Raw genomic sequence first — 23797 nt, forward strand, 5'->3', positions numbered from 1 at the left:
CGTTGCAGGTAGTGTCCCTGATTTTCTTATTATCGAACGATTGATAGAAACAGGATTAAAGTGAGGTATCCCGCATGAAACCACAAGGACTCTACAACCCTGCGCATGAACATGACGCCTGCGGTGTGGCGTTTATTGCGGATATCCACGGTCGACCCAGCCGCAGCATTGTTGATCGTGCACTTGAGGCGCTTCGCAACATTGACCACCGAGGTGCCGCCGGTGCAGAGAAGAACACTGGCGATGGTGCGGGCATCCTCATGCAGATTCCGGACGGCTTTTATCGTGAAGTATCTGGCATTGAGCTTCCTGAGGCAGGGGAGTATGCCACTGGTATTGCGTTCTTGCCTCGCGGTCGCATGGCGATGATGGATGCTCAGAAGGAAATTGAGCGCATCGCAAAGCAAGAAGGTGCCGATGTGCTTGGTTGGCGCATGGTTCCTTTTGATTCTCGTGATTTGGGTTCCATGGCTGAGGAGGCGATGCCTAGTTTCGCGCAGATTTTCCTTACTGTGCCTGGAAAATCTGGTGAAGATCTTGACCGTGTGATGTTCTTTATCCGTAAGCGTTGTGAGCGTGAGCTGGGCACCACCAATGGTCGCGATACGGTGTATTTCCCGTCGCTATCTTCACGCACCATCATTTACAAAGGCATGTTGACCACTCTGCAGCTTGAGGGCTTCTTTGAGGATCTGGGTGATGCTCGCCTGGAGTCGGCCATTGCTATTGTGCACTCGCGTTTCTCCACGAACACTTTCCCAAGCTGGCCGCTGGCGCACCCGTACCGTTTCGTTGCCCACAACGGTGAGATCAACACTGTGCGTGGCAATGAAAACTGGATGCGCGCCCGCGAGGCGCTTATCAAAAACGACAAGCTGGGCAATTTGAGCAGCGTGCTGCCTATCTGCACCCCGGAGGGCTCGGATACCGCGCGTTTCGACGAGGCTTTGGAGCTTTTGCACCTGGGCGGATACTCACTTCCGCATGCTGTTGCGATGATGATCCCTCAGGCGTGGGAACACAACAAGACGCTGAGCCCTGAGCTGCGTGATTTCTACGAATACCACTCTTGTCTGATGGAGCCATGGGATGGTCCTGCAGCGCTGGCATTTACTGACGGTCGTTTTGTGGGTGCCGTGCTGGACCGTAATGGCCTGCGACCTGGGCGAATCACCATTACTGATTCGGGTTTGGTTGTGATGGCTTCTGAATCGGGAGTGTTGGACTTGAGGGAGGAGAGCGTCGTAAAGCGTACTCGCGTACAGCCTGGACGCATGTTCCTTGTTGACACTGCCGAGGGCCGCATCGTTGAAGACGAGGAAATCAAGCAGAAATTAAGCGAAGCGCAGCCATATGGTGAGTGGATTCGCGATAATTTTGTGCATCTGGATCGTCTGCCTCAGACACGCTACAACTACATGGCGCACTCTCGTGCTGTGTTGCGTCAGCGTGTTTTCGGAATCACTGAAGAAGATGTGGATTTGTTGCTGCTGCCGATGGCCCGCCAGGGTGCTGAGGCGATTGGTTCCATGGGTTCGGATACGCCAATTGCGGCGCTATCCCAGCGACCACGCATGCTTTATGATTTCTTCGCGCAGCGCTTTGCTCAGGTGACAAACCCACCGTTGGACTCTATCCGCGAAAAGCCTGTGACCAGCATGTTCACTTTGTTGGGTGCGCAGTCTGACGTGCTCAATCCGGGTCCTGATGCGGCGCGACGTATCCGTTTGGAATCGCCGATCATTGATAACCATGAGCTGGCCACCTTGATCAATGCCAACGCGCATGGTGAGTGGGATTCCTTTGGTGCTGCTGTAATTTCTGGTTTGTACCCAGTGGCTCACCATGGTGCCGGCATGAAGGCTGCGATTGCTCGTGTGCGCCGCGAGGTTTCTGAAGCAATCCGCAATGGCAAGACGTTGATCGTGCTGTCGGATCGTGAATCTGATGAGCGCATGGCACCTATCCCTGCGCTGCTGCTGACTTCCGCTGTGCATCAGTACTTGGTGCAGCAACGTACCCGTACCCAGTGCTCCCTGGTGGTGGAATCCGGCGATGCCCGCGAGGTTCATCACCTGGCGATGCTCATTGGTTTTGGTGCCGATGCGATCAACCCGTACATGGCATTTGAAACCATCGATGAGCTGCGCATGAAGGGTCAGTTGGGTGATCTTTCTTTGGATGAGGCATCCCGAAACTACATCAAGGCAGCCACCACTGGTGTGCTGAAGGTGATGTCCAAGATGGGCATTGCAACGGTGTCTTCGTACCGTGGCGCGCAGCTTGCCGATGTCACTGGTCTGCACCAGGATCTCCTGGACAACTACTTCGGTGGTATTGCTTCACCAATTTCTGGCATCGGTCTGGATGAAGTTGCAGCTGACGTAGAAGCTCGTCACCGCAGCGCATTTTTGCCACGCCCTGAAGAGCACGCTCACCGTGAATTGGATTTGGGTGGTGAATACAAGTGGCGCCGCGAAGGTGAATACCACCTGTTCAACCCAGAAACCATCTTCAAGCTGCAGCATGCAACGCGTTCTGGCAGCTACGAGATTTTCAAGGATTACACCCGCAAGGTTGATGATCAATCCACTCGCTTGGGTACTATTCGTGGACTGTTTGAGTTCAGCACGGACCGCAAGCCAATTTCGGTGTCTGAGGTGGAGCCGGTCAGTGAGATCGTGAAGCGTTTCTCCACTGGTGCGATGTCTTATGGCTCGATTTCTGCTGAAGCCCATGAGGTCTTGGCCATCGCCATGAACCGACTGGGCGGTATGTCCAACTCCGGCGAAGGTGGCGAGGACGCCCGCCGATTTGATGTGGAACCCAACGGTGACTGGAAGCGCTCTGCCATTAAGCAGGTGGCCTCGGGACGTTTCGGCGTGACCAGCCACTACTTGAACAACTGCACCGATATTCAGATCAAGATGGCACAGGGCGCAAAGCCCGGTGAAGGTGGCCAGCTGCCACCAAACAAGGTGTACCCATGGGTTGCAGAAGTCCGCATCACCACCCCAGGCGTTGGTCTGATTTCCCCTCCACCACACCACGATATTTACTCCATTGAGGATCTGGCTCAGCTGATCCACGACCTGAAGAACGCTAACCCACGCGCACGAATCCACGTGAAGCTAGTGGCAGAACAAGGCGTGGGCACCGTTGCCGCAGGTGTGTCCAAAGCACACGCTGATGTGGTGCTTATTTCCGGCCACGATGGCGGAACTGGCGCATCTCCTTTGACCTCCCTGAAGCATGCCGGTGGTCCATGGGAGTTGGGCTTGGCTGAAACCCAGCAAACGTTGCTGCTCAACGGCCTGCGCGATCGTATTCGCGTGCAGTGCGATGGTCAGCTGAAAACTGGCCGAGACGTGGTTATCGCAGCTCTTCTCGGTGCCGAAGAATTCGGTTTTGCCACCGCACCGCTGGTGGTTGAAGGCTGCATCATGATGCGCGTCTGCCACCTGGACACCTGCCCGGTGGGTATCGCTACCCAGAACCCGGATTTGCGTTCCAAGTTCACCGGCAAGGCTGAACACGTGGTCAACTTCTTCACCTTCATCGCCCAGGAAGTCCGTGAGTACTTGGCACAGCTTGGTTTCCGCTCTATTGATGAAGCCGTCGGACAAGCCCAGGTGCTGCGCAAGCGTTCCGGAATCCCAGCTGATTCCCGCGCAGCACACCTGGATTTGAGCCCAATTTTCCATCGCCCAGAAACTCCACACTTCCCAACTCAGGATGTGCGTTGCACCAAGACCCAGGAACACAGCCTAGAAAAAGCCCTGGACAACGCATTTATTGATAAGGCTTCGGACACGATCACCCGTGCCGCAGCGGGTGTGGAAACCAGCATTGTTATTGATAGCTCCATCAGCAACGTCAACCGTTCAGTTGGCACGATGCTGGGTTCTGCAGTCAGCCGCGTGGCTGGTGCCCAAGGTTTGCCAGACGGCACCATCACCTTGAATCTTCAAGGCTGCGCCGGTAACTCCTTTGGCGCGTTCATCCCACGAGGCATCACCATCAACCTCACCGGCGATGCCAATGACTTTGTGGGCAAGGGATTATCTGGCGGAAAGATTGTGATCAAGCCTTCCGCTCAGGCTCCGAAGCAGCTGAAGAACAATCCAAATATCATTGCCGGAAACGTGCTTGGATACGGCGCAACCAGTGGTGAATTGTTCATTCGTGGCCAGGTCGGCGAACGTTTCTGCGTCCGTAACTCTGGCGCCACCGCAGTGGTTGAAGGTATCGGAAACCACGGTTGTGAGTACATGACTGGCGGCCGAGTCCTGGTTTTGGGCCCGGTTGGTGAGAACTTTGGTGCCGGCATGTCTGGTGGCATTGCATACCTGGCTAATTCCCCGGACCTAAACCAGAAGATCAATGGCGAATTGGTGGATGTTGTTCCACTGAGCGCTGACGATCTGACGTGGGCTGATGAGCTCATTGCTCGCCACCGCGAACTCACCGGATCCGAGACCAAGCTGCGTGCACAAGATTTGGTGAAAATCATGCCGCGCGATTTCCAAAAAGTACTCAACATCATCGAAACGGCCCACGCTGAGGGCCAAGACCCAGCAATCAAGATCATGGAGGCAGTGAGCTAATGGCCGACCCACAAGGATTCATCAAATACTCCCGACGCGAGCCTGCACACCGCCCGGTCCCGCTGCGCCTCATGGACCACTCCGAGGTCTACGAAAAGGCACCGGCAGGTCAGATCGAGGAACAGGCTGCCCGCTGCATGGATTGCGGTGTCCCGTTCTGCCACGAAGGCTGCCCACTGGGCAACATCATCCCTGAGTGGAATGATCTGGTACGCCAAGGTCGGTGGAAGGAAGCCTACGATCGCTTGCACGCGACCAACAATTTCCCCGAGTTCACCGGCCGTTTGTGCCCCGCACCCTGCGAAGGCGCCTGCGTGCTCGGTATCAACGATGATTCTGTCACCATCAAAAACGTTGAGCTGGAAATCGTCGAAAAAGCATTCCGCGAAGGCTGGGTGCAACCAGTAATCCCATCCATGTCTACCGGGCTGTCAGTCGCCGTCGTCGGTTCCGGCCCCGCTGGCCTTGCCGCCGCGCAGCAGCTCACCCGCGCAGGCCACAGCGTTACCGTCTTTGAACGCGACGACCGCCTCGGCGGCCTCATGCGCTACGGCGTGCCAGAATACAAAATGGAGAACCGCTGGATCGACCGCCGCATCGAGCAAATGGAAGCAGAGGGCACAACTTTCCAGGTAGGCACCTCGCCGCGCGCCGCTGAACTAGCGCTTTTCGACGCGATCCTCCTCGCAACCGGCACCCCAGTGGCCCGCGAACTCTCAGTTCCAGGCCACGATCTCAACGGCATCCATGCGGCAATGGATTACCTCACCGCCCAAAACCGCATCAACGAAGGCGACGGTGAAGTCTCTCCAATCAACGCCAAAGGCAAGAAAGTTGTCATCATCGGTGGCGGCGACACCGGCACCGACTGCTTCGGCACCGCACTGCGCCAAGGAGCAGAATCAGTCACCCAATTTGATATCCGCCCCCGCGCTCCTTTCCAGCGCGCCGATTCCACCCCATGGCCGATGTACCCCAACCTCTTCCGCACCGCAACGGCTCACGAAGAAGGCGAATACATCATCACTGGCGATGAATCAGCCGATGAAATCGCAGCCCTGGGCCTCGCCGAACGTGCCGCAGGCTCCACGCTTGGTGAACGTAAATTTGCTGTCAACACCGTGGAATTCCACGGCAACAACGGCCACGTCACCGGACTCACCGGCAACCAAATCCGAGTTGTCAACGGCAAACGTGAACCAATCGAAGGCACCGAATTCCCCTTCGAAGCAGACCTCGTTCTTGTTGCACTTGGCTTCACCGGCGCAGAACAAGGCGGATTGGCACACGAACTAGGCGTAGGTTTCGACGACCGGGGCCGCATCCTCCGCGATTCCGAATACCGCAGCCCCACCAACTCCCGCGTTTACATCGCAGGCGACAACGGCCGTGGCCAGTCCCTGATCGTGTGGGCAATCGCCGAAGGCCGCGCATGCGCCGCAGCTATCGACGCCGATCTCATGGGTGAAACTGCACTCCCTGTAGCAGTTGCACCACAGGACGTGCCGCTGGCTGTCTAGCTTGGGTAGAAAATGCTAGAAACCACCATCAGTAATTGGTGGTTTCTAGCGTTTTACGGGATGCATCATCGCATAGACAGCACTGGCTAGTCCTAGCAGGGCAAATACTAGATAAACAGCAGCTGATGCCAGCGCAAAAAGAACAGAACTCGACCACACCACAAGTTGAATTGCCGCTGCTCCAAAGAGAATCACGACTGCAAAACCAACAACTGGGGACGTGGTGATTAACCACAAAGGTCGTCGGGCTCTGGTTTCTTCAGAAGATCGGAAGAACCTGGTCAGCACATAAATTGAAATCGTTCCAAGGATTGCTCCCAGTGCTTAAACCTCTCGAATGCTGTCTGGGAACACGGAAGCGGCGGCAAAAGCCCCGAGGAATAAAACGATGAATACCGCCAGGAGAGAACCGATCTTTGTGGTGGCGTTGTACATCATTCCGGGTATTATCTTTCCTTGCCGTTTTACGAACCAATAGCCCATGTGTGGACAGGTTGGCCGCTTTCTTGATTCTGTAAATACTGTTGCAACATTGCTGCAAGACCTGCTTTTCGAGCATCGGAACCCGGCATGCTTCCGTGTGCTTCCAGCTTGTTGAGGCTACGCAACTGCCAGGTGGCACCGTTTTGGCGGGACTTCGCGCGTTCGGTGATGATGCCCAGGTATTGGTCGATAAGGTCTTTGTTTACTTCGAGTCGTTCCAGTCCGATTCTGGCTTGAGGGATGAGGTGCTCTTGGACCAGATTCGCAACGTTGACTTGTCCGAGGGTTGGCCAGGTCATGCGGGCGAACAGCCCTGAACGTGCACCGGATTGGAAGTTCTTTTCCGCATCAGGGAATAGGAGACGTGACCAGACAGGGCGGTTTTCCTCGGCCAGATATTTAACCAAACCGTAGTAGAAAGCGGCATCGGCGGTGATGTCGATGGGGGTGGGACCTGCAGGTAGGAGACGGTTTTCCAAACGCAGATGAGAGCGCTCTTCCCCCGGTGCGTAAATGGGTCGGTTCCAGCGCCACACCGTTCCGTTGTGGAGATTGAGGTAGTGGAGTGCGGGGGATTTTCCCTTCATCATTGGTGTGCCAGACAGGGCGCGGGATTCTGCGATGAGAGGGGAGAAGTAGCGTACGTTTTCTTCGAAAAGATCAAAAACACTGGTGATCCATCGTTCGCCGAACCATACTCTGGGGCGGACTCCTTGATTCACAAGTTCAGGAGTACGCGTATCGATAGCTTGTTGAAACACTGGAATGCGGCTTTCATGCCACACCCGACGGCCTAGGAAAAGTGGGGAGTTGGCGGAAAGAGCTGCTTGAACACCAGCTATTGCTTGCGACGCATTCCACGCTGCAGCAAACTTATTGGGTGCTAATTGCAGGTGCAACTGAATAGACGTGCAAGTTGATTCGGGGGCGAGATCAGTGAAATCGTGGATGATTTGTTCACGGTCGGCGATGTTGATGTGCACTAACTCGCCACGCGATTCCATCACCGCATTGCTCAGCGCACGGTAGCGGTTTTCTTGGGTCATCCATGCCGGATCTTCGAGGAATTCTGGGGTGATGGTGGGCAGCGTGCCGATCATCGCCACGTTCACGTTCTCCGATGTGGCGGCCGCGCGCACGCGACCTAGACGCGAGGTGATGCCTTGCTCGAGGCGTCGTAAAGCATCGCCTTTAACGGATAGTGGCGGGTGGTTCATTTCAACATTAAAGTTACCGATCTCCGACTGGTACTCATCGTCTAAATGGGAAAGCACCGCGTGGCCTGCCAAAGCAGGTTGCATATGCTTATCCACGAGGTTGAGTTCCAACTCGAGGCCGATGGAACCCTGATCCTCAAAATCGGAATGCTGCAAATGCCGATCAAAAATCTCAAGATCTTCCATGAGCAGCTGGCGATAACGCGTGCGCTGCTGCGGAGTGTACCTGTCAGTACTTACTGATTCGCCCATAACTTAGAGCAAACCACAAAAAATGGTGCTGGGTAAGGATACTAATCAGGAAATTTCCGCGCGATAAACCCGGGCGACTAATTGAGTGCGCGATCTGACTTTGAAAATATCCAACAACTGGGACACCGTCTTCTTCACTATCGCCATCATTTTGCAAAAATCTTGGTGTCGTGCTCGCTGGCAGGGGTTAAACACCAATGGATGTTTCCCAACAGACCCCCTAAACCACAAAAATGCGGCCACTCTTCAAAGGAGTGACCGCATCTACTTAAAAACTTCCAGTACTGAAGGTCTTATTCATCTACCTTCATATGCCCTGGATTCCAGAGTCCGGAACGTTGGATGGTTTCAAGGTTGATGTCTGCAACCTTAGGTGCATCGCCGTTGGAGTTGGTGCGCAGCGAGTAGCGTTCGATGGAACCCCAGTCGCGGCCCCAGTCGTTGCGGAGGTAGGACGGGATTTCGTAGGCGTTGTTTACTGCTTCGGCCGTGCCCATGGATCCGCCGCCTGCCCAGTCTTGGAATGGGGAGAGGGTGGATTTTCCGCCGTGGTCTGGGGAGATTCGGTATTCAGGAATCTCGGTGACTCCGGCGTAGTGGTCGAAGGTGCGTTGGCATGGGAATTGCAGGCCAACTGCCCAGTCGAGGAGTCCTGGGGTTTCGGATCCGATGACGTTGTTCAGAGAATCTAGGTTAGGTACGCGTGGTGGCGTCAGTGCTACCCATTGGTCTTCGTCGAGGTTGACGTCGGTGGCGACGATGCGCACGACGTCCGCTTCTTCTGGGAGTTGGTCAAGTGGGTAGCGGAGGTTGCGCCAGGATGGCTCGGGGCCGATGTCGTACATCATGGCTTCGCCGAGGTCTTCAACGTCGCCGTTATCGCGAAGGCGACCGTATTCGAGCATGACGGATTGTCCGGATTGGCGGACGCCGTTGATGTCGTAGTGTTCGATGCGACCTGCTGCAGATACCACGATGATGGGTGCTTCTTCGGTGGCTTCTGGGATTTCGTACCAGTCGGTGGTGATGTTTGCTGGGTTTTGGGTGCCAGCGGACCAGGAGCCGACGACTGGAACTTGGGTGTAGTCCAGGTTGAATGGCAGGCGGGCGTTGGAGCCGTTGATGCCTTCGGAGCCTCGGACACCGCCGGTGTTGCCGGTGGATTGTCCGGATGATTCGTCGGATCCGCCGGTTTCGGTGGAGTCGTCAGTGTTGGCAATGGCACCAACAGCAGACAGGTCTGCTTGGTCCTGGCTGATTGATGGTGGGATGCCGGCAGCACTAAAGCCGCGAATATCTTCGGATTCCAGGGACTCGCCAAGTGTGGAGTTCACTGGAGTGAGGAAGGAATCGTTGGAGTTGGTTTCCAGCATGGCGTCGGAGGCAAGGCCACATGTGTTGCCGGTCAGGGAGCGGAGGTTGCCAAGACCCACGGAGTACGCGGGGTATTGGTCCACAAAGCCTTTGCCCATGGATGCGCAGGTAATCAGCACAACGAGGGCGGACACTCCTGCGATAGGGGAGGCCGCAAGGCCGGTGAACCTGGAGGCACGCTCGCGCTTTGCTTCATCTTCCGCCACGAGTTCGCCCATGGAGTGATTGGTTTCGGCTTGCGCGGTTTTCACATCGTGGACAAAGGATTGAATAACACCGATGATCAGCACGATCACGGCGATCACGAGCACTACGGTGGATGCTTCGATGCCCTTGATCTGGATGGTTTTATCCCACCATGGCACGGCGTAGCTGGAGGTGTACCAGAATCCGTTCACGCCTGCGAGAGCCAGCGCCAGCAGGAAGAGGAACGCACCGATGGAAATGGTGCGCATGCGTGGTGATTTCACCGCAACATAGGACAGCCCCACGGCAGCAAGTCCGGCCAATGCGCCGGCAAGTCCTGCGTAGACACCGAAGTGGTGAGTCCACTTGGTTGGGGTGAACATCATGAAGAACATGGTGCCGAAAATGACCATCATCAAACGCAGTGATGGTCCCTTCGCAGCGCCTGGAATGCGGCCGTAACGCAGGATCGCGATGACCACAATAGCCAGACACGCCATGAGCATCAGCACAGCAAAACGGCGGGTGAAGGAACCATCAACGGTTTGTTCCATGACGGTTTGGTAGCGCACATATTCGTGGTACCAGGTCAGTGCCGGGCCCTTCGCGGAGCGCACGCTGATGGATTCCATGACGGTTGACAGAGTCTGATCGCCAAAAACGGCGATGAGAATCGCGGTGCCAGACGCAAGGAATGGGGCAAGCATAGCCATCGAAGCGCCAAAGACTTTGCTTTTCGACGCCCCCCTCGACGCCCCAATAAGCGGCAAGCGCCTATAAAGAATGCGAATCAACGCGGACAAACTGACCAGCAACGCAGCAACTGCCATTAGACCGGTGGGGCCTGATGCCAGGGAAATGGTGGCGATAATGACACCAATGGCAGCGGGCAACAACCTGGAGGTAGCGATAGCGCGCTCGAAGGAAACCCACGCAAGTAGAGCTCCCATCGCGATGATTGGCTCTGGGCGAGTGCCGTTGTTGTATGGAAGCCAGAACGCCAGGAACACCATGGCTGCAGACCAGTGCGCAACGCGGCGACCGTTAACCAATGAGCCAAACCGTGGCATGACCTCTCTGGTGATCACGAACCACATGATCAGTCCAGCGAGCAATGCGGGTAGACGAAGCCAGATTGATGAGGTTGAGATGTAGGCCATCAGAGCCAGCAAGTCGTAATATGGTGCGCCGAATGGTGATTCTGGGACACCGAACCAGCGGTAGTAGTTGGCCATATAATCCGCGTTCTGGGACACGCGGGCCATGGTCATGATGAAGCCGTCGTCAGAGGTGTTGGCGCCAAGGAAGTGCCAGAACACCAAAATCGCTACGACAACACCATCAAGTGGCTTCAGCTTGTACCAGTTGGCAGGCAGGAAGCGGTGTGCTTTTCGACCATCCAAAATATCCATGCGGTGCAGTGTCCACAGGGAGACCAACACAGACGCAAGGCCAATGAAGATGGCTGCGTACTTTAGAAGGCTGGGGGATGAAGTGAAGCGGGAGTTGATCTCAATATCAACGTTTAAGCCCGCTGAGGCCAGGGCCGATGCGGTGGAGGGGTCGTCGACAAGCTCGGTGTAAACGCCGGTGACCTGAGGCCGCTCATCGCCTTCGGTCTCGCCGCTGAATGCCGTGCCGGTGATTTCCGCGCTGGTGGTTTCCTCGGTGGAGGAAATCTCTAGGATCGCATCATCTGGCAGACGGTTCACCTCTGTTGGTGAAAGATCCAACAGCACCTCACCGCGAACAATCACGTCAAGGTTACCGTCGATGGTGCGCACAAACAGACCACGGTTGGTGGCGTCCGTACTGTCCAGAGGCAACGTGCCCATCACCAACGACTGATTGTCATTGAGACTGTCCAGCGCGGACACAGGGATGGACGCATCCATCGACTGCGGTGCGTAGGAAATCAGCGGGGCGTTAACGCTGGAAAGCTCACCATTTTGTGGCCATGACAGCGAAGACTGCACCTGGTTCACTGGCAGGAAAGGCAACAGCACAAACATCAACAGGCCAAGCAGACCTGATGAGATAGCCAGTTTCTTCAGCCAGCCCGGGGCAACCTGCGGGGGTTCTTGCGCAGAACCCTTTAGTTTCTTCGACTCAACTACATCTGACACGTTGATCGAGTCTAGTTGATGGCCCCCATTACCACCGACTTGGCGCATAGGGCTTGGGTCGTTTGGTGAGGAATTACTCATTGTGCGTTACCACCACGAAAGGTCCCACTTGCTTGGTCTGCCACATCTGATCAAATGACTCCGGGTTAAAGTACACGCCGCGGAAGCGCACGTTTGGATTGTTCGGGTACAGATCTTCAGCCACGTCGTATTTCCAACCGGCGTCAGGATCATCGATGGAGCCACGGAAGATGAACACCTCAGGGATCGTCCATGGAGAGGTGTTCAAGGCGTCGCTGAATTGTTGAGGATCAGCCAACTCATCCCAGCTTCGGATCGCGAGATCTTCGATGAATGCGTTCCTGTTTCCGAACTCACCAAGCGGGTTGGCGTAGTGGGAAGTAAAAGCTTGGTATCCGCGATAAGGGTAGTAGGACATGAAATCGAGTTCGTCTGTCAGCACGACAGTTTCGGAAGGCTCGAATCCTTGATCAAGCAGATGATCGTTGATGTCCTTGTAATAACGTGCAGCTCCGGCCGGATACAGATCCGCGCGCTCGCCGTAGCCATCAGTATCGGTATAGGCCAGATCGATAGCTCGTGCGTTCTTCTGCGGCAGATCTTGCGCGTAGTAGAGGCCGCCAAGCAGCACGAGGACCACAATTAGATTGGTCAGATGGGTGGCCGTGCGCTCTGTGATTTGGGTGGGGTAGAGCTGATACACACTGGCAAGGCGGAAATCTGCAATGCCCAACACTCCAGCCGTGGCAAAAATAAGCACCAGCACCGTATCAAGACGGAATCCAAGCAACGTGTTGCCCAAAAGCGTGATCGCCATGGACATGCCCATCCAGGCATAAAACACTGCGATGCCGACCCACATCGCGCGCACCTCATTGTTGTGGAAACGCACCACCAAATAGATCAGGCCAACAAGACACAACAGTCCCACAACGCTTGATGCCAAGAAAGGAACCGGGAATTGGGTGCCTTCAAGAGGCAGGTAGTGTGTTGCGGAATCGCCAGAGCGCTCCGCTCCGTTGATGGAGGCCAGAAGGTAAGGACCCCAAGAAATCAACGCAATGACAATGGATCCACCACCCAGCACTGCAAGCCACAGCAGTGGTTTGATGGAGCGCTGCACAATAGCCGCCACCACGATGCACACCGCGACCGCAGAAAGCGCGATAGCACCGGTGAACAAAGTATAGAAAGTAGCCGAAACACCCAAGTAAATAATGCCGCCGGCAAGCGCAAACTTATCGCCCTTGGCAATGCGGGAAGCCAGCACGAGCATCGCTGGAATACCCATCGCAACGATTGCAGCGTAGGGCTCTTCGGAATTCATCGCCAAGATAATGCAGGTTGTCACCAACGCAATGCCTGTTGCCACCGGCAGGGAACCGGTGATGCGCTGCCACACTGGAACTAACACAGAAGCAGCAACTGCCATGGACACAATTGCCCATGGCTGGAAAGCTTCCCAACCGGGCAGCCCCAAAAGATTGGCCAAGCGACCACCGAGCCAGAACCATCCAGCAGGGTAGAAGGTAGGCATATCGATGTAGTTCATGTCCGACAAGCCGATATCGTCAGCCATGCGGGTTAAAAACTGAGTTCTAAAGCCCTGGTCAACGCTGATTCCGTCCAAATACAGGCGGGTCGCAGACAGCGGAATAGCCAACACCGCAACCACCAGCGCAGCTGGGCTTAAGTAAGACGCCAGATACGTCAGCGCCGTCCGCCACTTGGGCCTTGGCTTGACGTCCTCCAACTCCCACCGCGGATTGCTCTGATGTTCATCGCGCAGCCACAGCCACGTCAAAAAACCCGTGACAATCAAAACCGCAGCGATGGTGGCAGAAGCAACAGCCCTCGTGACATTCGATGGGCCGAAAGCTGGAAGGTTTGTTTGTTTTAAACCCATCCACAACACCAAAGCAAATGCGAAAGCCAGGATGGCAGCTCCCACAATTGCAACAAGTGTAGCTTTCCTGTTTAGACGATCAGGCCGATACACTTCGCCTTCAGGCACACGTGATGGACCATAAGGATTCAAATCCTCATGAACCACGACTGCACCTTCATCTTCAGAGGTGTTAATCATGATAGAAGTCTTTCATACTCAACGAGCATTGCTGGGATCGAGGAGCAAAATTACAAGTATGTATTAATGAGTCTCACGTGCTATCTGCTTTCAGAGCTTGCCATATGTAAAACCCGCCATCCTTTAAAAATTTTGAGGACGGCGGGTCGCGTAACTTCCGTAACTTCCGTTAGAACGGCAGCTTGCGGAAGATTGCTCGCGGAATGAATTGGAACGCAAAAGAGACGTACTGGAACAGTGGGTGGACAAAGATGATGTCCTTCTTGTTCACCACTGCATCATAAACAGCATCTGCCACGTCTTCGCGGTTGACGGTCAGTGGGGCTTCGCCACCATCTGCGGACATCTTGGTGCGTACCTGGCCTGGGCGAACCACCAATACGTTGGCACCGGATCCACGCAGGGCTTCGCCGAGCTGGGTGTAGAAACCGTCGAAACCTGCCTTGGCGGAGCCGTAGACAAAGTTGGAGCGGCGGACTCGCTGGCCTGCCACAGAGGACAATGCCACGATGGTGCCGTGGCCCTGCTGCTCAAATTTCTGGCCCAGCAGTACACCTACGGAAACGCCGGCGGTGTAGTTCACGGTGGTTGCTTCCACTGCTAGTGCTTGGTCGCGCCACTGTGCTTCGTTGTCGCCGAGGATGCCGAAAGCCACGATTGCTACGTCAACGTCGCCGTTTTCAAAGGCTGCGTCGATGGCTGCAGGGTGGGATTCGGTGTCGAGCGCATCGAAATCAACAACAGCAACGGAAGCAGCGCCAGCTGCTTTGATCTCTGCGACTGCTGCGTCCACGCGTGGGGAATCTTTACGCGCTGCCAAGGTCACATGGGATGGACCCTGCTTGAGGAAGCGGGAGACAATGGAAATACCGATCTCAGAGGTTCCACCAAGAAGGAGAATGTTTTGGGCTTTGCCCACTGCGTTAAGCATTGTTTAGTTCAAGCCCTTTCTTAAGAAAGCTCAAGTCGGCGGGACATGTCAGATGCAAAGACTCCGGTTGGGTCGATCTCATTTCGAGTCTTCAACCAGCCTTCCATACCTGGGTACATGGCGTGGAAGTTCTCTGCGGAGGTGCGGGATTCCTTGGCCAGGTAGAGGCGGCCGCCGAATTCCATGACGCGCTTGTCCAGATCGTCCAAGAAAGCTCCCAGACCTGGGCGGATAGGGAAGTCAACGCAGACGTTCCAGCCTGGCATTGGGTAGGACAGTGGTGCGCGGTTGCCTGGGCCAAACAGTTTGAACACGTTGAGTGCGGAGTAGTGGCCGGACTTTTGCATATCGCGGATGATGTCCTTGAAAGGCTCAACAGCTTCTGTGGGGACCACGAACTGGTACTGCAGGAAGCCCTTGGAGCCGTAGCCACGGTTCCATTCGCCGATCAAATCCAGTGGTTGGTAGAACTGGGTGAGGTTTTTCACCTGGTTTTTCGCTGGTGCACCCATGGCGTAGTAAGCCACACCGACTGCGGAAAGGGTCAGCTTGTTCAAAGTCCAGGATGGGAAGATATCTGGAACCTTCATCAGCTGTGGAGCATTAAACTTCAGTGGATCCTTGGCCAGCTTTGGTGCCAATTCTTCCAGCTGAGCAAGTGTTGCCAGGGAACCACGGGAGATGGTGGAGCGGCCAAGCTTTGGCTCAGGGCTGATGACATCGAACCACGCAGAAGAATAGGTGTAGTTGTGCTCTGATCCGTCGGAGTGGAACGCAACGGTTTCTTCCAAGTTGTTGGTGCGGTCGGTGTCCGCAATGAAGTAGGCGGTTTCCGTCTTGGTCATGCGGATGCGTGCACGGACGATGATGCCGGTCAGGCCCATGCCACCAACGGTTGCCCAGAACAGGTCGCCCTGTGGGTCTTCGGCGGTGCCTTCTGGCTCGAGGTGCAGGATGCGTCCGTCTGCAACGAGGAGTTCCATGGAGACCACGTGGTCGCCGAAGGAACCTGCAGAGTGGTGGTTCTTACCGTGGATGTCTGGTCCGATTGCGCCACCGATGGTGACTTGGCGGGTGCCGGGAAGGACAGGAACCCAGAGGCCATATGGCAGGGCAGCCTTCATGAGCTGATCGAGGGTGACGCCGCCATCTACATCGACGATCGCAGAATCAGGATCAATCGAGTGGATTTTGTTCAGTGGCTGCATGTCAATGACAAGGCCACCGGCGTTTTGGGCTGGGTCACCATAGGAACGACCCATGCCACGGGCAATCACGCCGCGCTTGAGGTAGTCCGGCTTGGAGTCGTTTTGTTCAGCGACTTGGCGGACTGCATCCACAATGATGTCTAGGTCTGGGGTGGTAAGTACCTCAGCGGTGGTGGGGGCTGTGCGGCCCCAACCGTTCAGTTTCTGAGCTTCTAGGGGAAGGGCTCCGTGGGCACCGGCCGAAGCGCCGGAGCTGGACGTGCCGTGAGAACTGTTCATCGCCTTTAAAGGTTACCCCCGAAAATTTTCAGGTGGTGAAGACAAGCGTGAAATCGTCCAATCTCACATTTATTGCCTAAAGATCCATGAGTTCACGAATCTCTGCGGGGATTTCTTCCTGGGAGCTAATTGTTGGGCCGTCGTATTCCCGAAGCAGGCGGTAGACCTCTGAACGTGAGGTGCTATCGAGCAGGGGGAGTTCCTGGGCGAAGAGGCGGGTCATGAAATCGTTAAGCGGAAGGTTGGTGCGTTCCGCCGCGATGTGGACCTCGGGAGCCTTGGCTTTTTTGAATCTTTCAAACATGCCCACCACCTTAATCAGTGAGTAGTCTTGGCAACATGGATACCAGGATGAGATTGCAGGTAGCAGCAGGTTCCGCGCTGATTGGTGCTGGGGTTGCGGTTAATGATTACGTACAAAGCCCAGTCCGCCGGGCCATCAGTTATGGTGCGTTGGCGCTTTCTGGGGCGACGGTGATTGCGATGGGTCAGGACCCGACTGGGGAGCGGTCCATCATTGCGAAAGATTCCGCGACGATGGTTGATCAAATCCGCCAGGAGATCGGCGATTTGGGTGTCACGCCTGGTCCAGAATCTGATGTGGATGCCATCACGGAGCGAGGTCCGCTGGTGACGTGGCTGTTGCTTGCTGTTTTTGTCGTGGCATTTTTCACCTTGGCGTATTTCTCCATGCGCATGGATGTGGCGGTGATGAGAAGGATCGCTAAGTTCTTTGAAAAACGTGGCGCTTCCAGGCCATTCACCTGCACTGGCATGGTGTACGCCGCTTTTATTTACGCAATCTGTGAGCTGGAGGCCCGCACAAAATGACCTATCCCGTGTTGAGTGTTTTGGATAATTCTGGCGATCACAACATCATCTGGCATGTGCAAACTTATCCCGCGGCGCTGCCCACCGGGGCGTGGATTGCCGATGAGCAACAACTGACTGACCTGCTGAAAGACACAGTAGTGTTCCTTACCCCTGGGAGCACCGCTCCGGAAAATGCCCCCGTGGCGACGATAGAAGGGGTGCGGGTTGACGTCGATAAGCAGGTGGCAGAGTACAACAAACATGGGATCCGCCTGCCCAGCTTGGGCGCGCGCACTGTGGAGGCGCAGTACCGCGGCGAGCCGGAGGCAGAGGCTGCGTGGCGCACGGCGATGGAGCTCGTAGAGATCGCAGGCGGCTGGCTAGAAATTGAAGCCAAGCGCCGGGCGCGGAAGGCGCTGGCTGAGGCCTTCGGCGCGGAGGTCCAGCCACTGCCGCTTGACACCGAATAGGACAAATGGGTCTATCCTGGGGCGCATGCCCACGAATTATGCACGCGACAACGTCATTTCCTTGGCGTCTGCCCGCGAGCAGCGTTCCGGGAAACCCGAGCCCAAACCCGAACTAACACTCATCGTCCGCGCCACCAACGTGCAAGCGGACGGCGAGGTCCACAGGCAAATTGGGTTGAACTCGGCGATGAGCCTGGACGAGCTGCACAATGTACTCAACATCGTTTTCGGTGTTGGCGGCGAGCAGTCACCCTGGCGTTTCGAAGACCAATTCCACCAACCCAGCGCCCCCGACACCAACCTCGGCGAACTCCTGCCCGAACCCGGCGACTTCCTGTTTTACTTCTGGGGCCTGTGGCAATTCAACCTGCAATGCGTGGAAATGTACCCGCGCGACAACGGCACCCCGCGCGCGCTGTGCATCGGCGGCTCCGGCGGCCTCGGCGACGACTTCGACCAAGCCACCATCAACGCCGAACTCACCGGCACCGACACCATCCGCGACGTCCTCTCCGGCGTGCGCCCCGAAGTCATCGACCTCGTCGACCGCACCGGCGTCTTCGACTTCATCCCACTGCTCCAAGCGCTCGACCTCAAAAGAGAACCGCTTATCGACGCCACCCGCTACCACACCTGCCGCACGCTGCCAGTGGAAAACAGCGCCGAAGCCTCCGACGCATTCTGGTCCTGCGTACTCGCCCTGTCCTGCCTCGGAAACGACGAACTTTTCATCGAAGTGATCGAATCCACAATGAGCACCCTCGGCTGGGTCGCCGACGACGGCTCCCCACTACGTGCACCAGAGATCACCAGCGCCTGCGAAGCCTCCCTGAAGATACTCGCGGAACTCGGTGGCTACGGCCCAGAGCGGCTTGCCCCCGTGGATCGCCTGGACATTTATAGGGAGCTGCTGTGTTTCTAGGTATTGTGTAACCTCGTGTCCGAAAATCTTGATGTTACGATCGTCCGACCAATGAGCCTGAAAACCCAAGCTTTCCGGTTCATCCTCACCGGTGGCCTCTCAGCCATCGTGGACCTCGGCCTGCTGTCACTTTTGCAGCTAGTGTTCGGCCTTCCCGTACCTGTTGCCCGCACGATCTCCTTCATCGCCGGCACCACCACCGCCTACATGATCAACCGCCGGTGGACCTTCCAAGCAGAAAGCTCCACCTCCAGGTTCCTTGCTGTGGTGGCCCTCTACGGCGTGACCTTCCTGATCAACATTGGACTGCAAACCCTCTGCTCCGCATTGTTTGAGAATTGGGGCTGGAACGAAGCCGTCGCGATGGTGGTCGCCTTCGTGATCGCCCAAGGCACCGGAACGGTCATCAACTTCATCGTCCAAAGAACCATCATTTTCCGAGTGAAGTAAGGTACCCCTCATGAAGACCTTCAATCCCACCATGATTGCCGGACTCATCGGCGTACTCTACTTCGTGCTGCTCACCCTGATTTTCTCCATCCAAGACATGGAACTAGCAGCAGAAATCGCCTTCGGAATCGTCACCATCGTCGGCCTGATCGCGGTGTGGGACAACTTCCGCGACCGCAACAACTCCACCTGGAAAACCTGGACCGGCCTCGTCGGCGGACTGCTAATCGCCGTCCCCGGAATCTGCCTTCTTGTGGGAAACCTCGTGCTCCTCGCAGTCGACGGCAACCCCTCAACCATGGTGAACACCCTGCTCAGCGTCGCAGGGATCGGCGCGATCTTCCTCCTTCCGATCGGCATCATCATGTGCCTCATCGCCGGATTCAACCGCTACTACGCAGCCCTTAAGGTCTAAAATGCCCGGTCTAGTTCTCTCCACAAACGTCGCCCATATCCAACAAGACCCAGGTGGCGATGACCGCATCAGCGGCATCAACAAACTCCCCGTCGCCACCGGCATCGATGTATTCATCCCCGGACCCAACTACGGCGACGGCTCCGGCGTAGTCGGCGACGCCATCGGCGATTCCCTCCACCACGGCGGCGCCCACAAAGCCATCTACGCCTACAGCCGCGAAGAACTCGACTTCTTTGACCCCACCTACCGCAACGGATACTTCGGCGAAAACCTCACCACCAGCGGAATCGTGTTGGAAGACCTCCTGATCAACCAACAAGTGCGCATCGGCACCACGCTGCTCGAAGTCTCCATTCCCCGCCGACCCTGCCGCACGTTCGCCCACTGGCTCGACATCAAAGGCTGGCTAAAAACCTTCACCCAACGCGGCCTCCCCGGCAGCTACTTCCGAGTCATCGAAGAAGGCCACATCAACCCCGGCGACCCCATTGAAGTTCTGCAGGCCCCCGACCACGACATCACCATGTCCATGGCCTTCCGTGCAAAAATGGGAAACAAAGACCTCGCGCGCCGGGTTGTTGCAGCCAACTGTCTCCCAGCGCGCTACCACGAGGAACTACTAAAACTGATCTAGGGCCTATTGAATTTCTCGTCGCGGCCCAGTTTGTGCAGGCGCAGCCACTCCCGGAATCCCTTCACATCCCGTTTCTGAACCAGGAAGAACCACGCAAAGCGCGCATATTCCTGAGGGAGAAGCTTGCGCATTCCCGGCTGGCTCATCAGGTAGCCACGGTTGCGGTAGGTGAAAAACCTCTTGAAATCATTATCCGGATACTGCGTATGCATCCGCCCACCCAGAATCGGCTTGAACTCATCAGAACCATCCGGGTGCAAATACGCCGTGGTCAAACACGTACCAAACGGCAAACCGGAACGCACCAAACGGCGGTGATACTCCACCTCATCGCCGCGAATAAACAGTCGATAGTCCGGCACGCCAATGCGCTCCATTGCATAAGCGCTGATCAGGGCACCATTGAACAAGGAGGCGATGCCCGGCAGCAAATCATCCTCCGGGTTGGCTGGATCAATCAACTCACTGCGCATCCGACGCCACTCCAAGCCCCGACGCAGCGGAAATGCCAACCGCTCCGGATCATCAGCATTGCATACCACCGGAGAAACCTCCTCCAGATTATGCCGAGAAGCGGCGTCGATAAGCGTCTTCAACACCCCTGGCCCCTCCGGCCGGCCGTCATCGTCTGCGCACCACACCGCGTCCGCCCCCAGCGCCAACGCCGTCAAAAAACCAAAAGCAAAACCGCCACCGCCGCCCAAATTGGTGCGCGAAGGCGTGTAAACGGCACGGTCTCCCGCCACCTCTAAAACCAGCTTCTCGACGTCCGGATCCGCCCCATTATCCACCACCACAATGTGTTTCACCGGATAGGTTTGATTGGCAACAACCTCGAGGGAATGCCGCAGCAATTCCACACGATTGTGGGTCACAATGACCGCTGCGACGTTGATGCCCGGCTGGAGGCGGGTAGTGGTTTGTGCCATGGCATACATCTTGCCACGCCATCACAAATCGCTCAGATTAACCCGCCCCTTCGGCGACTCCAACACCAACTCCAACAACGGCTTACCCTCCTGAAAAATTGCAGGCTCTGGCAGCTCATCCGGCTCACTATGGCCATAGACCGTGAAACTGTGAACACTGACCTGGGGTTCTGTGACCTTGGAAGGATGCGGCGACCCCAACCAATCAATCGCAAACGGCACCGGCGCAAAATCCACACCCGGCTCCGGCAAAATCAACCGCCACGTCAGCGTCGTCCCCTCCGGAGTGTGCCTGCTCATCAACTGCGACTGCGTCCCCCGCTTAGCGGCGAGAGCCTCCAAATCATCCGGACGCACACACCACGCCGCCACCCTCGGCTCCGTCGACTGCGTCGTAGCGATCGCGAAATTATCCTGCGTCACCGCGTCCGCCTCAGGATCCGGGCCAATCAACTCCAGGTACGACCCCTTTGGCTCTTTTAGTGGCACCAGCGCGTTCGCCGTCCCCGTATCGTGACGACCACCCGCCACCGCCTTAACCCCCGTCAACTTCTCAAACCGCGACACCAGATCTTTAAGGTTTGGCGCTGCAATAACAATGTGATCAATCTGCGTTCCCATAGGGTCATCCTAGGCGTTTCTTGGCGGTGGCTTTGGTTGCTTTGGTGCGGCGGCGGGCGAAAGTGGGCGGGCTTGTTGCTGGGATCGTCGCTTCGAGTGGCTAACTTGCCCTGTTTGAACCGCCCGATCACAACAGGGCGGGCTTGGTGCGGGGAAGGTCAGTTTTGGCGGGGAGTCCGCCTTGCTTGGTACACCAGCGAACGAAAGTGGGCCAACTTGCCGCCAGGCCGGTCACCTCCAGTGGCTAACTCGTCTTGTTTTGGTGTGGCGGCGGGCACAACGAGGCGGGTTTAGTGCTGGAGTGGTTGGTTTCGGCGACTAACTCGCCTTGTTTGGCGCACCCGCGCAGAACAGGGCCAACTTGCCGCCAGGGTGGTCACCTCCAGCGACTAACCGCCCAACCGCGCAAACCCGAAACGCAGGAGCTACTTTTCTTCTTCCATGCGGGTGAGGAGTCTGCGGACGTGGTCGCCGGCGCCCTTGCCTTCGTAGGCTTCCACCACGTCTGGAACTAGTCCCGCTTCGCGGATTTGTCCGTGGTCGACCCAGAGTGCGGTGTTGCAGAGTTGGGCGAGGAAGTCGTTGGAGTGGGAGGCGAAGACGAGGATGCCGGATCGTTCGACGAGGGCTTGGAGGCGGTCGCGGGCTTTGGCCATGAAGGCGGCGTCGACGGCGCCGATGCCTTCATCAAGAAGCAGAATTTCGGGCTCGATGGAGGTGACCACGCCGAGGGCTAGGCGGATGCGCATGCCGGTGGAGTAGGTTCGGAGAGGCATGGAGAGGTATTCGCCGAGTTCGGTGAAGTCGGCGATTTCTTCCATTTTGGCTTTCATCTGTTTGCGGGTTTGACCGAGGAAGAGGCCGCGGATGATGATATTTTCGTAGCCGGAGATTTCTGGATCCATGCCGACGCCGAGGTCGAAGACGGGGGCGACGCGTCCACGGATGTCAGCGCTTCCGCGGGTGGGTTCGTAGATGCCGGAGAGGAGTCGCAGGAGGGTGGATTTGCCGGCGCCGTTGTGGCCGACGAGTCCGACCCGGTCACCTTCGCGCAAGTGCAGGTTGACGTTCTTCAGCGCTTCGACGACTACGACGTTGTCTTGATTGCGCCCGATTGCTCCGCCGGCTGCGCCGAGGAAGGCTTTCTTCATGGAGCGGGATTTGGCGTCGAAGATGGGGAAGTCGACGCAGGCGTTGTATGTATCGATGGATACCATGTGGTGCTCCTTATACCCAGTAGCTGACGCGGAATCGCCATTGCTTCATCGCGAGGAGAGCAAGGCCAAGGCCGACGAATGTGAAGGCGAGGACGATCCACCAGTGGTAGGCGGGGAGGTCGGCGCCGACCATGGGGGCGCGGACAATTTCGAGGTAGTGGTAGAGCGGGTTGAGTTCGGCGAGGCGTGCGCGGTTGCCGATTTCTGCGCTCTGGGATTGCAGGGTGGAAGTCATCCAGACGATGGGGGTGACGTAGAAGAGGAGTTGGGTTCCGGCTTCTAGCAGCGGGGAGACGTCGCGGTAGCGGGTGGCGATGATGCCGAAGAACATGACTACCCACACGCCGTTGATCACCAGGAGGAACATTGCGGGGATGATCAGGAGGACGTCCCAGCCGAGGGGTCGGGGGAAGATCATCATGAGAATGACCCAGATGACCAGGTTGTGGGCGAGGAAGAGGGCTTGTTTCCACACGAGTCTGTACACGTGGACGGACAGCGCCGAGGGGAGCTGTTTGATGAGTCCCTCGTTATCTATGAAGATGTCGGAGCCTTCTTTGATGCATCCGGAGATGAAGTTCCAAATGATCAGGCCGACGGTGACGTGGGGCAGAAATTCCGCGATGGGGATTTTGAACAGCACGGAGTACAGCAAGCCGAGGGCGAGCGCCATGACACCGGTGGCGATGGTGATCCACAGGGGCCCAAGGACGGATCGCCGGTAGCGTTGCTTAATGTCTTGCCAGCCGAGTTGCAGCCACAACTCATGTTGCTTGAATCCGCGGACGATATCGTTCCAGGCAGCGCCAAAGGTCATTGACTGGGAATTCGGAACTGTGTCCGATTTCACGGCAGTGATTCTGGCGATATCAGCCTGGAGGTCTTTCTGCTTCGATTGTTCCTGCACATAAGACACCCTAGTGGTGGTGGAGTGATTTTTGGGTATCGACGACAGGTGAATTCATGCACGTTTGAGTGTCCCGTGTGTGGGGTAATGTTGTCCAAGAGAGTGGAAGGAAATGCTGTGGCGGTT

18 protein-coding genes are annotated in these 23797 nt (G+C 56.6%); 8 read left to right on the forward strand and 10 right to left on the reverse strand.

What is annotated here, in order from left to right:
* Positions 1 to 74: 74 nt before the first annotated feature.
* Both gltB and CGL_RS00965 read left to right on the forward strand, forming a co-directional pair.
* A complete protein-coding gene (gene gltB, locus CGL_RS00960; protein WP_011013453.1) occupies positions 75 to 4607 on the forward strand; it encodes a glutamate synthase large subunit in 4533 nt (1510 codons plus the stop codon).
* Positions 4607 to 6127: a glutamate synthase subunit beta gene (locus CGL_RS00965; RefSeq protein WP_011013454.1), complete on the forward strand. Its 1521-nt coding sequence runs from the start codon at positions 4607 to 4609 to the stop codon at positions 6125 to 6127. Before gltB ends, CGL_RS00965 begins: the two co-directional genes overlap by 1 nt.
* A 464-nt stretch (positions 6128 to 6591) precedes the next feature.
* On the opposite strand, the gene CGL_RS00970 is transcribed toward CGL_RS00965, so the two are convergent.
* The 6 genes from CGL_RS00970 to CGL_RS00995 all read right to left on the reverse strand — a co-directional run bounded on the left by CGL_RS00970 (position 6592) and on the right by CGL_RS00995 (position 16594).
* Positions 6592 to 8079 (reverse strand): glutamate-cysteine ligase family protein, encoded by a 1488-nt coding sequence (locus tag CGL_RS00970; protein ID WP_011265489.1) that lies wholly within the window; start codon positions 8077 to 8079, stop codon positions 6592 to 6594.
* Positions 8080 to 8372: 293 nt separating this feature from the next.
* Complete coding sequence (locus CGL_RS00975) at positions 8373 to 11813, reverse strand: arabinosyltransferase domain-containing protein (RefSeq protein WP_011013456.1); 3441 nt, start codon at positions 11811 to 11813, stop codon at positions 8373 to 8375.
* 25 nt (positions 11814 to 11838) lie between these two features.
* Entirely contained in the window at positions 11839 to 13872 is a 2034-nt protein-coding gene (locus tag CGL_RS00980; RefSeq protein ID WP_011013457.1) for a galactan 5-O-arabinofuranosyltransferase, read from the reverse strand.
* A gap of 169 nt (positions 13873 to 14041) precedes the next feature.
* Positions 14042 to 14803 (reverse strand): decaprenylphospho-beta-D-erythro-pentofuranosid-2-ulose 2-reductase, encoded by a 762-nt coding sequence (locus tag CGL_RS00985; protein WP_011013458.1) that lies wholly within the window; start codon positions 14801 to 14803, stop codon positions 14042 to 14044.
* A gap of 20 nt (positions 14804 to 14823) precedes the next feature.
* A complete protein-coding gene (locus CGL_RS00990) occupies positions 14824 to 16290 on the reverse strand; it encodes an FAD-binding oxidoreductase (RefSeq protein ID WP_003863441.1) in 1467 nt (488 codons plus the stop codon).
* Between the two features lie 76 nt (positions 16291 to 16366).
* Positions 16367 to 16594, reverse strand: coding sequence for a hypothetical protein (locus CGL_RS00995; RefSeq protein WP_003857667.1), 228 nt, complete (start codon positions 16592 to 16594; stop codon positions 16367 to 16369).
* A 47-nt stretch (positions 16595 to 16641) separates the two neighbouring features.
* Here CGL_RS00995 and CGL_RS01000 point away from each other — a divergent pair, with 47 nt between their 5' ends.
* From CGL_RS01000 to CGL_RS01025, 6 genes are read left to right on the forward strand one after another with little or no spacing between them, the layout of a single operon-like run.
* Positions 16642 to 17121: a hypothetical protein gene (locus CGL_RS01000; protein WP_003863438.1), complete on the forward strand. Its 480-nt coding sequence runs from the start codon at positions 16642 to 16644 to the stop codon at positions 17119 to 17121.
* Positions 17118 to 17573, forward strand: a complete 456-nt coding sequence (locus tag CGL_RS01005; protein WP_011013460.1) for a hypothetical protein — start codon at positions 17118 to 17120, stop codon at positions 17571 to 17573. The genes CGL_RS01000 and CGL_RS01005 overlap by 4 nt, the downstream gene beginning before the upstream one ends.
* 25 nt (positions 17574 to 17598) lie before the next feature.
* Positions 17599 to 18495 carry a hypothetical protein gene (locus CGL_RS01010; protein ID WP_011013461.1) on the forward strand — a complete coding sequence of 299 codons (897 nt, stop codon included), beginning with the start codon at positions 17599 to 17601 and terminating at the stop codon, positions 18493 to 18495.
* A 15-nt stretch (positions 18496 to 18510) separates the two neighbouring features.
* Positions 18511 to 18945, forward strand: coding sequence for a GtrA family protein (locus CGL_RS01015; protein ID WP_011013462.1), 435 nt, complete (start codon positions 18511 to 18513; stop codon positions 18943 to 18945).
* Between the two features lie 10 nt (positions 18946 to 18955).
* Positions 18956 to 19360, forward strand: a complete 405-nt coding sequence (locus CGL_RS01020; RefSeq protein WP_011013463.1) for a hypothetical protein — start codon at positions 18956 to 18958, stop codon at positions 19358 to 19360.
* Position 19361: 1 nt separating this feature from the next.
* Complete coding sequence (locus tag CGL_RS01025; protein ID WP_003857654.1) at positions 19362 to 19997, forward strand: MOSC domain-containing protein; 636 nt, start codon at positions 19362 to 19364, stop codon at positions 19995 to 19997.
* Here CGL_RS01025 and CGL_RS01030 read toward each other — a convergent pair.
* The 4 genes from CGL_RS01030 to CGL_RS01045 form a co-directional block, all read right to left on the reverse strand.
* Positions 19994 to 20935 carry a galactofuranosyltransferase GlfT1 gene (locus CGL_RS01030; RefSeq protein ID WP_011265494.1) on the reverse strand — a complete coding sequence of 314 codons (942 nt, stop codon included), beginning with the start codon at positions 20933 to 20935 and terminating at the stop codon, positions 19994 to 19996. The genes CGL_RS01025 and CGL_RS01030 overlap by 4 nt on opposite strands.
* Positions 20936 to 20947: 12 nt before the next feature.
* Positions 20948 to 21547, reverse strand: coding sequence for a VOC family protein (locus CGL_RS01035; protein WP_011013465.1), 600 nt, complete (start codon positions 21545 to 21547; stop codon positions 20948 to 20950).
* 425 nt (positions 21548 to 21972) lie between these two features.
* A complete protein-coding gene (locus tag CGL_RS01040) occupies positions 21973 to 22764 on the reverse strand; it encodes a galactan export ABC transporter ATP-binding subunit Wzt/RfbE (RefSeq protein ID WP_011013466.1) in 792 nt (263 codons plus the stop codon).
* Between the two features lie 10 nt (positions 22765 to 22774).
* Complete coding sequence (locus CGL_RS01045; RefSeq protein ID WP_011265495.1) at positions 22775 to 23671, reverse strand: galactan export ABC transporter permease subunit Wzm/RfbD; 897 nt, start codon at positions 23669 to 23671, stop codon at positions 22775 to 22777.
* Between the last annotated feature and the right edge of the window lie 126 nt (positions 23672 to 23797).

Source organism: Corynebacterium glutamicum ATCC 13032 (assembly GCF_000011325.1).
In the GTDB taxonomy this organism is placed as follows: Bacteria; Actinomycetota; Actinomycetes; order Mycobacteriales; family Mycobacteriaceae; genus Corynebacterium; species Corynebacterium glutamicum.

Excerpts from the sequence above, each read along its gene's own strand:
- gltB (WP_011013453.1), top strand. The coding sequence starts at position 75 with ATGAAACCACAAGGACTCTACAACCCTGCGCATGAACATGACGCCTGC.
- CGL_RS00965 (WP_011013454.1), top strand. The coding sequence starts at position 4,607 with ATGGCCGACCCACAAGGATTCATCAAATACTCCCGACGCGAGCCTGCA.
- CGL_RS00970 (WP_011265489.1), bottom strand. The coding sequence starts at position 8,079 with ATGGGCGAATCAGTAAGTACTGACAGGTACACTCCGCAGCAGCGCACG.
- CGL_RS00975 (WP_011013456.1), bottom strand. The coding sequence starts at position 11,813 with ATGCGCCAAGTCGGTGGTAATGGGGGCCATCAACTAGACTCGATCAAC.
- CGL_RS00980 (WP_011013457.1), bottom strand. The coding sequence starts at position 13,872 with ATGATTAACACCTCTGAAGATGAAGGTGCAGTCGTGGTTCATGAGGAT.
- CGL_RS00985 (WP_011013458.1), bottom strand. The coding sequence starts at position 14,803 with ATGCTTAACGCAGTGGGCAAAGCCCAAAACATTCTCCTTCTTGGTGGA.
- CGL_RS00990 (WP_003863441.1), bottom strand. The coding sequence starts at position 16,290 with ATGAACAGTTCTCACGGCACGTCCAGCTCCGGCGCTTCGGCCGGTGCC.
- CGL_RS00995 (WP_003857667.1), bottom strand. The coding sequence starts at position 16,594 with ATGTTTGAAAGATTCAAAAAAGCCAAGGCTCCCGAGGTCCACATCGCG.
- CGL_RS01000 (WP_003863438.1), top strand. The coding sequence starts at position 16,642 with ATGAGATTGCAGGTAGCAGCAGGTTCCGCGCTGATTGGTGCTGGGGTT.
- CGL_RS01005 (WP_011013460.1), top strand. The coding sequence starts at position 17,118 with ATGACCTATCCCGTGTTGAGTGTTTTGGATAATTCTGGCGATCACAAC.
- CGL_RS01010 (WP_011013461.1), top strand. The coding sequence starts at position 17,599 with ATGCCCACGAATTATGCACGCGACAACGTCATTTCCTTGGCGTCTGCC.
- CGL_RS01020 (WP_011013463.1), top strand. The coding sequence starts at position 18,956 with ATGAAGACCTTCAATCCCACCATGATTGCCGGACTCATCGGCGTACTC.
- CGL_RS01025 (WP_003857654.1), top strand. The coding sequence starts at position 19,362 with ATGCCCGGTCTAGTTCTCTCCACAAACGTCGCCCATATCCAACAAGAC.
- CGL_RS01030 (WP_011265494.1), bottom strand. The coding sequence starts at position 20,935 with ATGTATGCCATGGCACAAACCACTACCCGCCTCCAGCCGGGCATCAAC.
- CGL_RS01035 (WP_011013465.1), bottom strand. The coding sequence starts at position 21,547 with ATGGGAACGCAGATTGATCACATTGTTATTGCAGCGCCAAACCTTAAA.
- CGL_RS01040 (WP_011013466.1), bottom strand. The coding sequence starts at position 22,764 with ATGGTATCCATCGATACATACAACGCCTGCGTCGACTTCCCCATCTTC.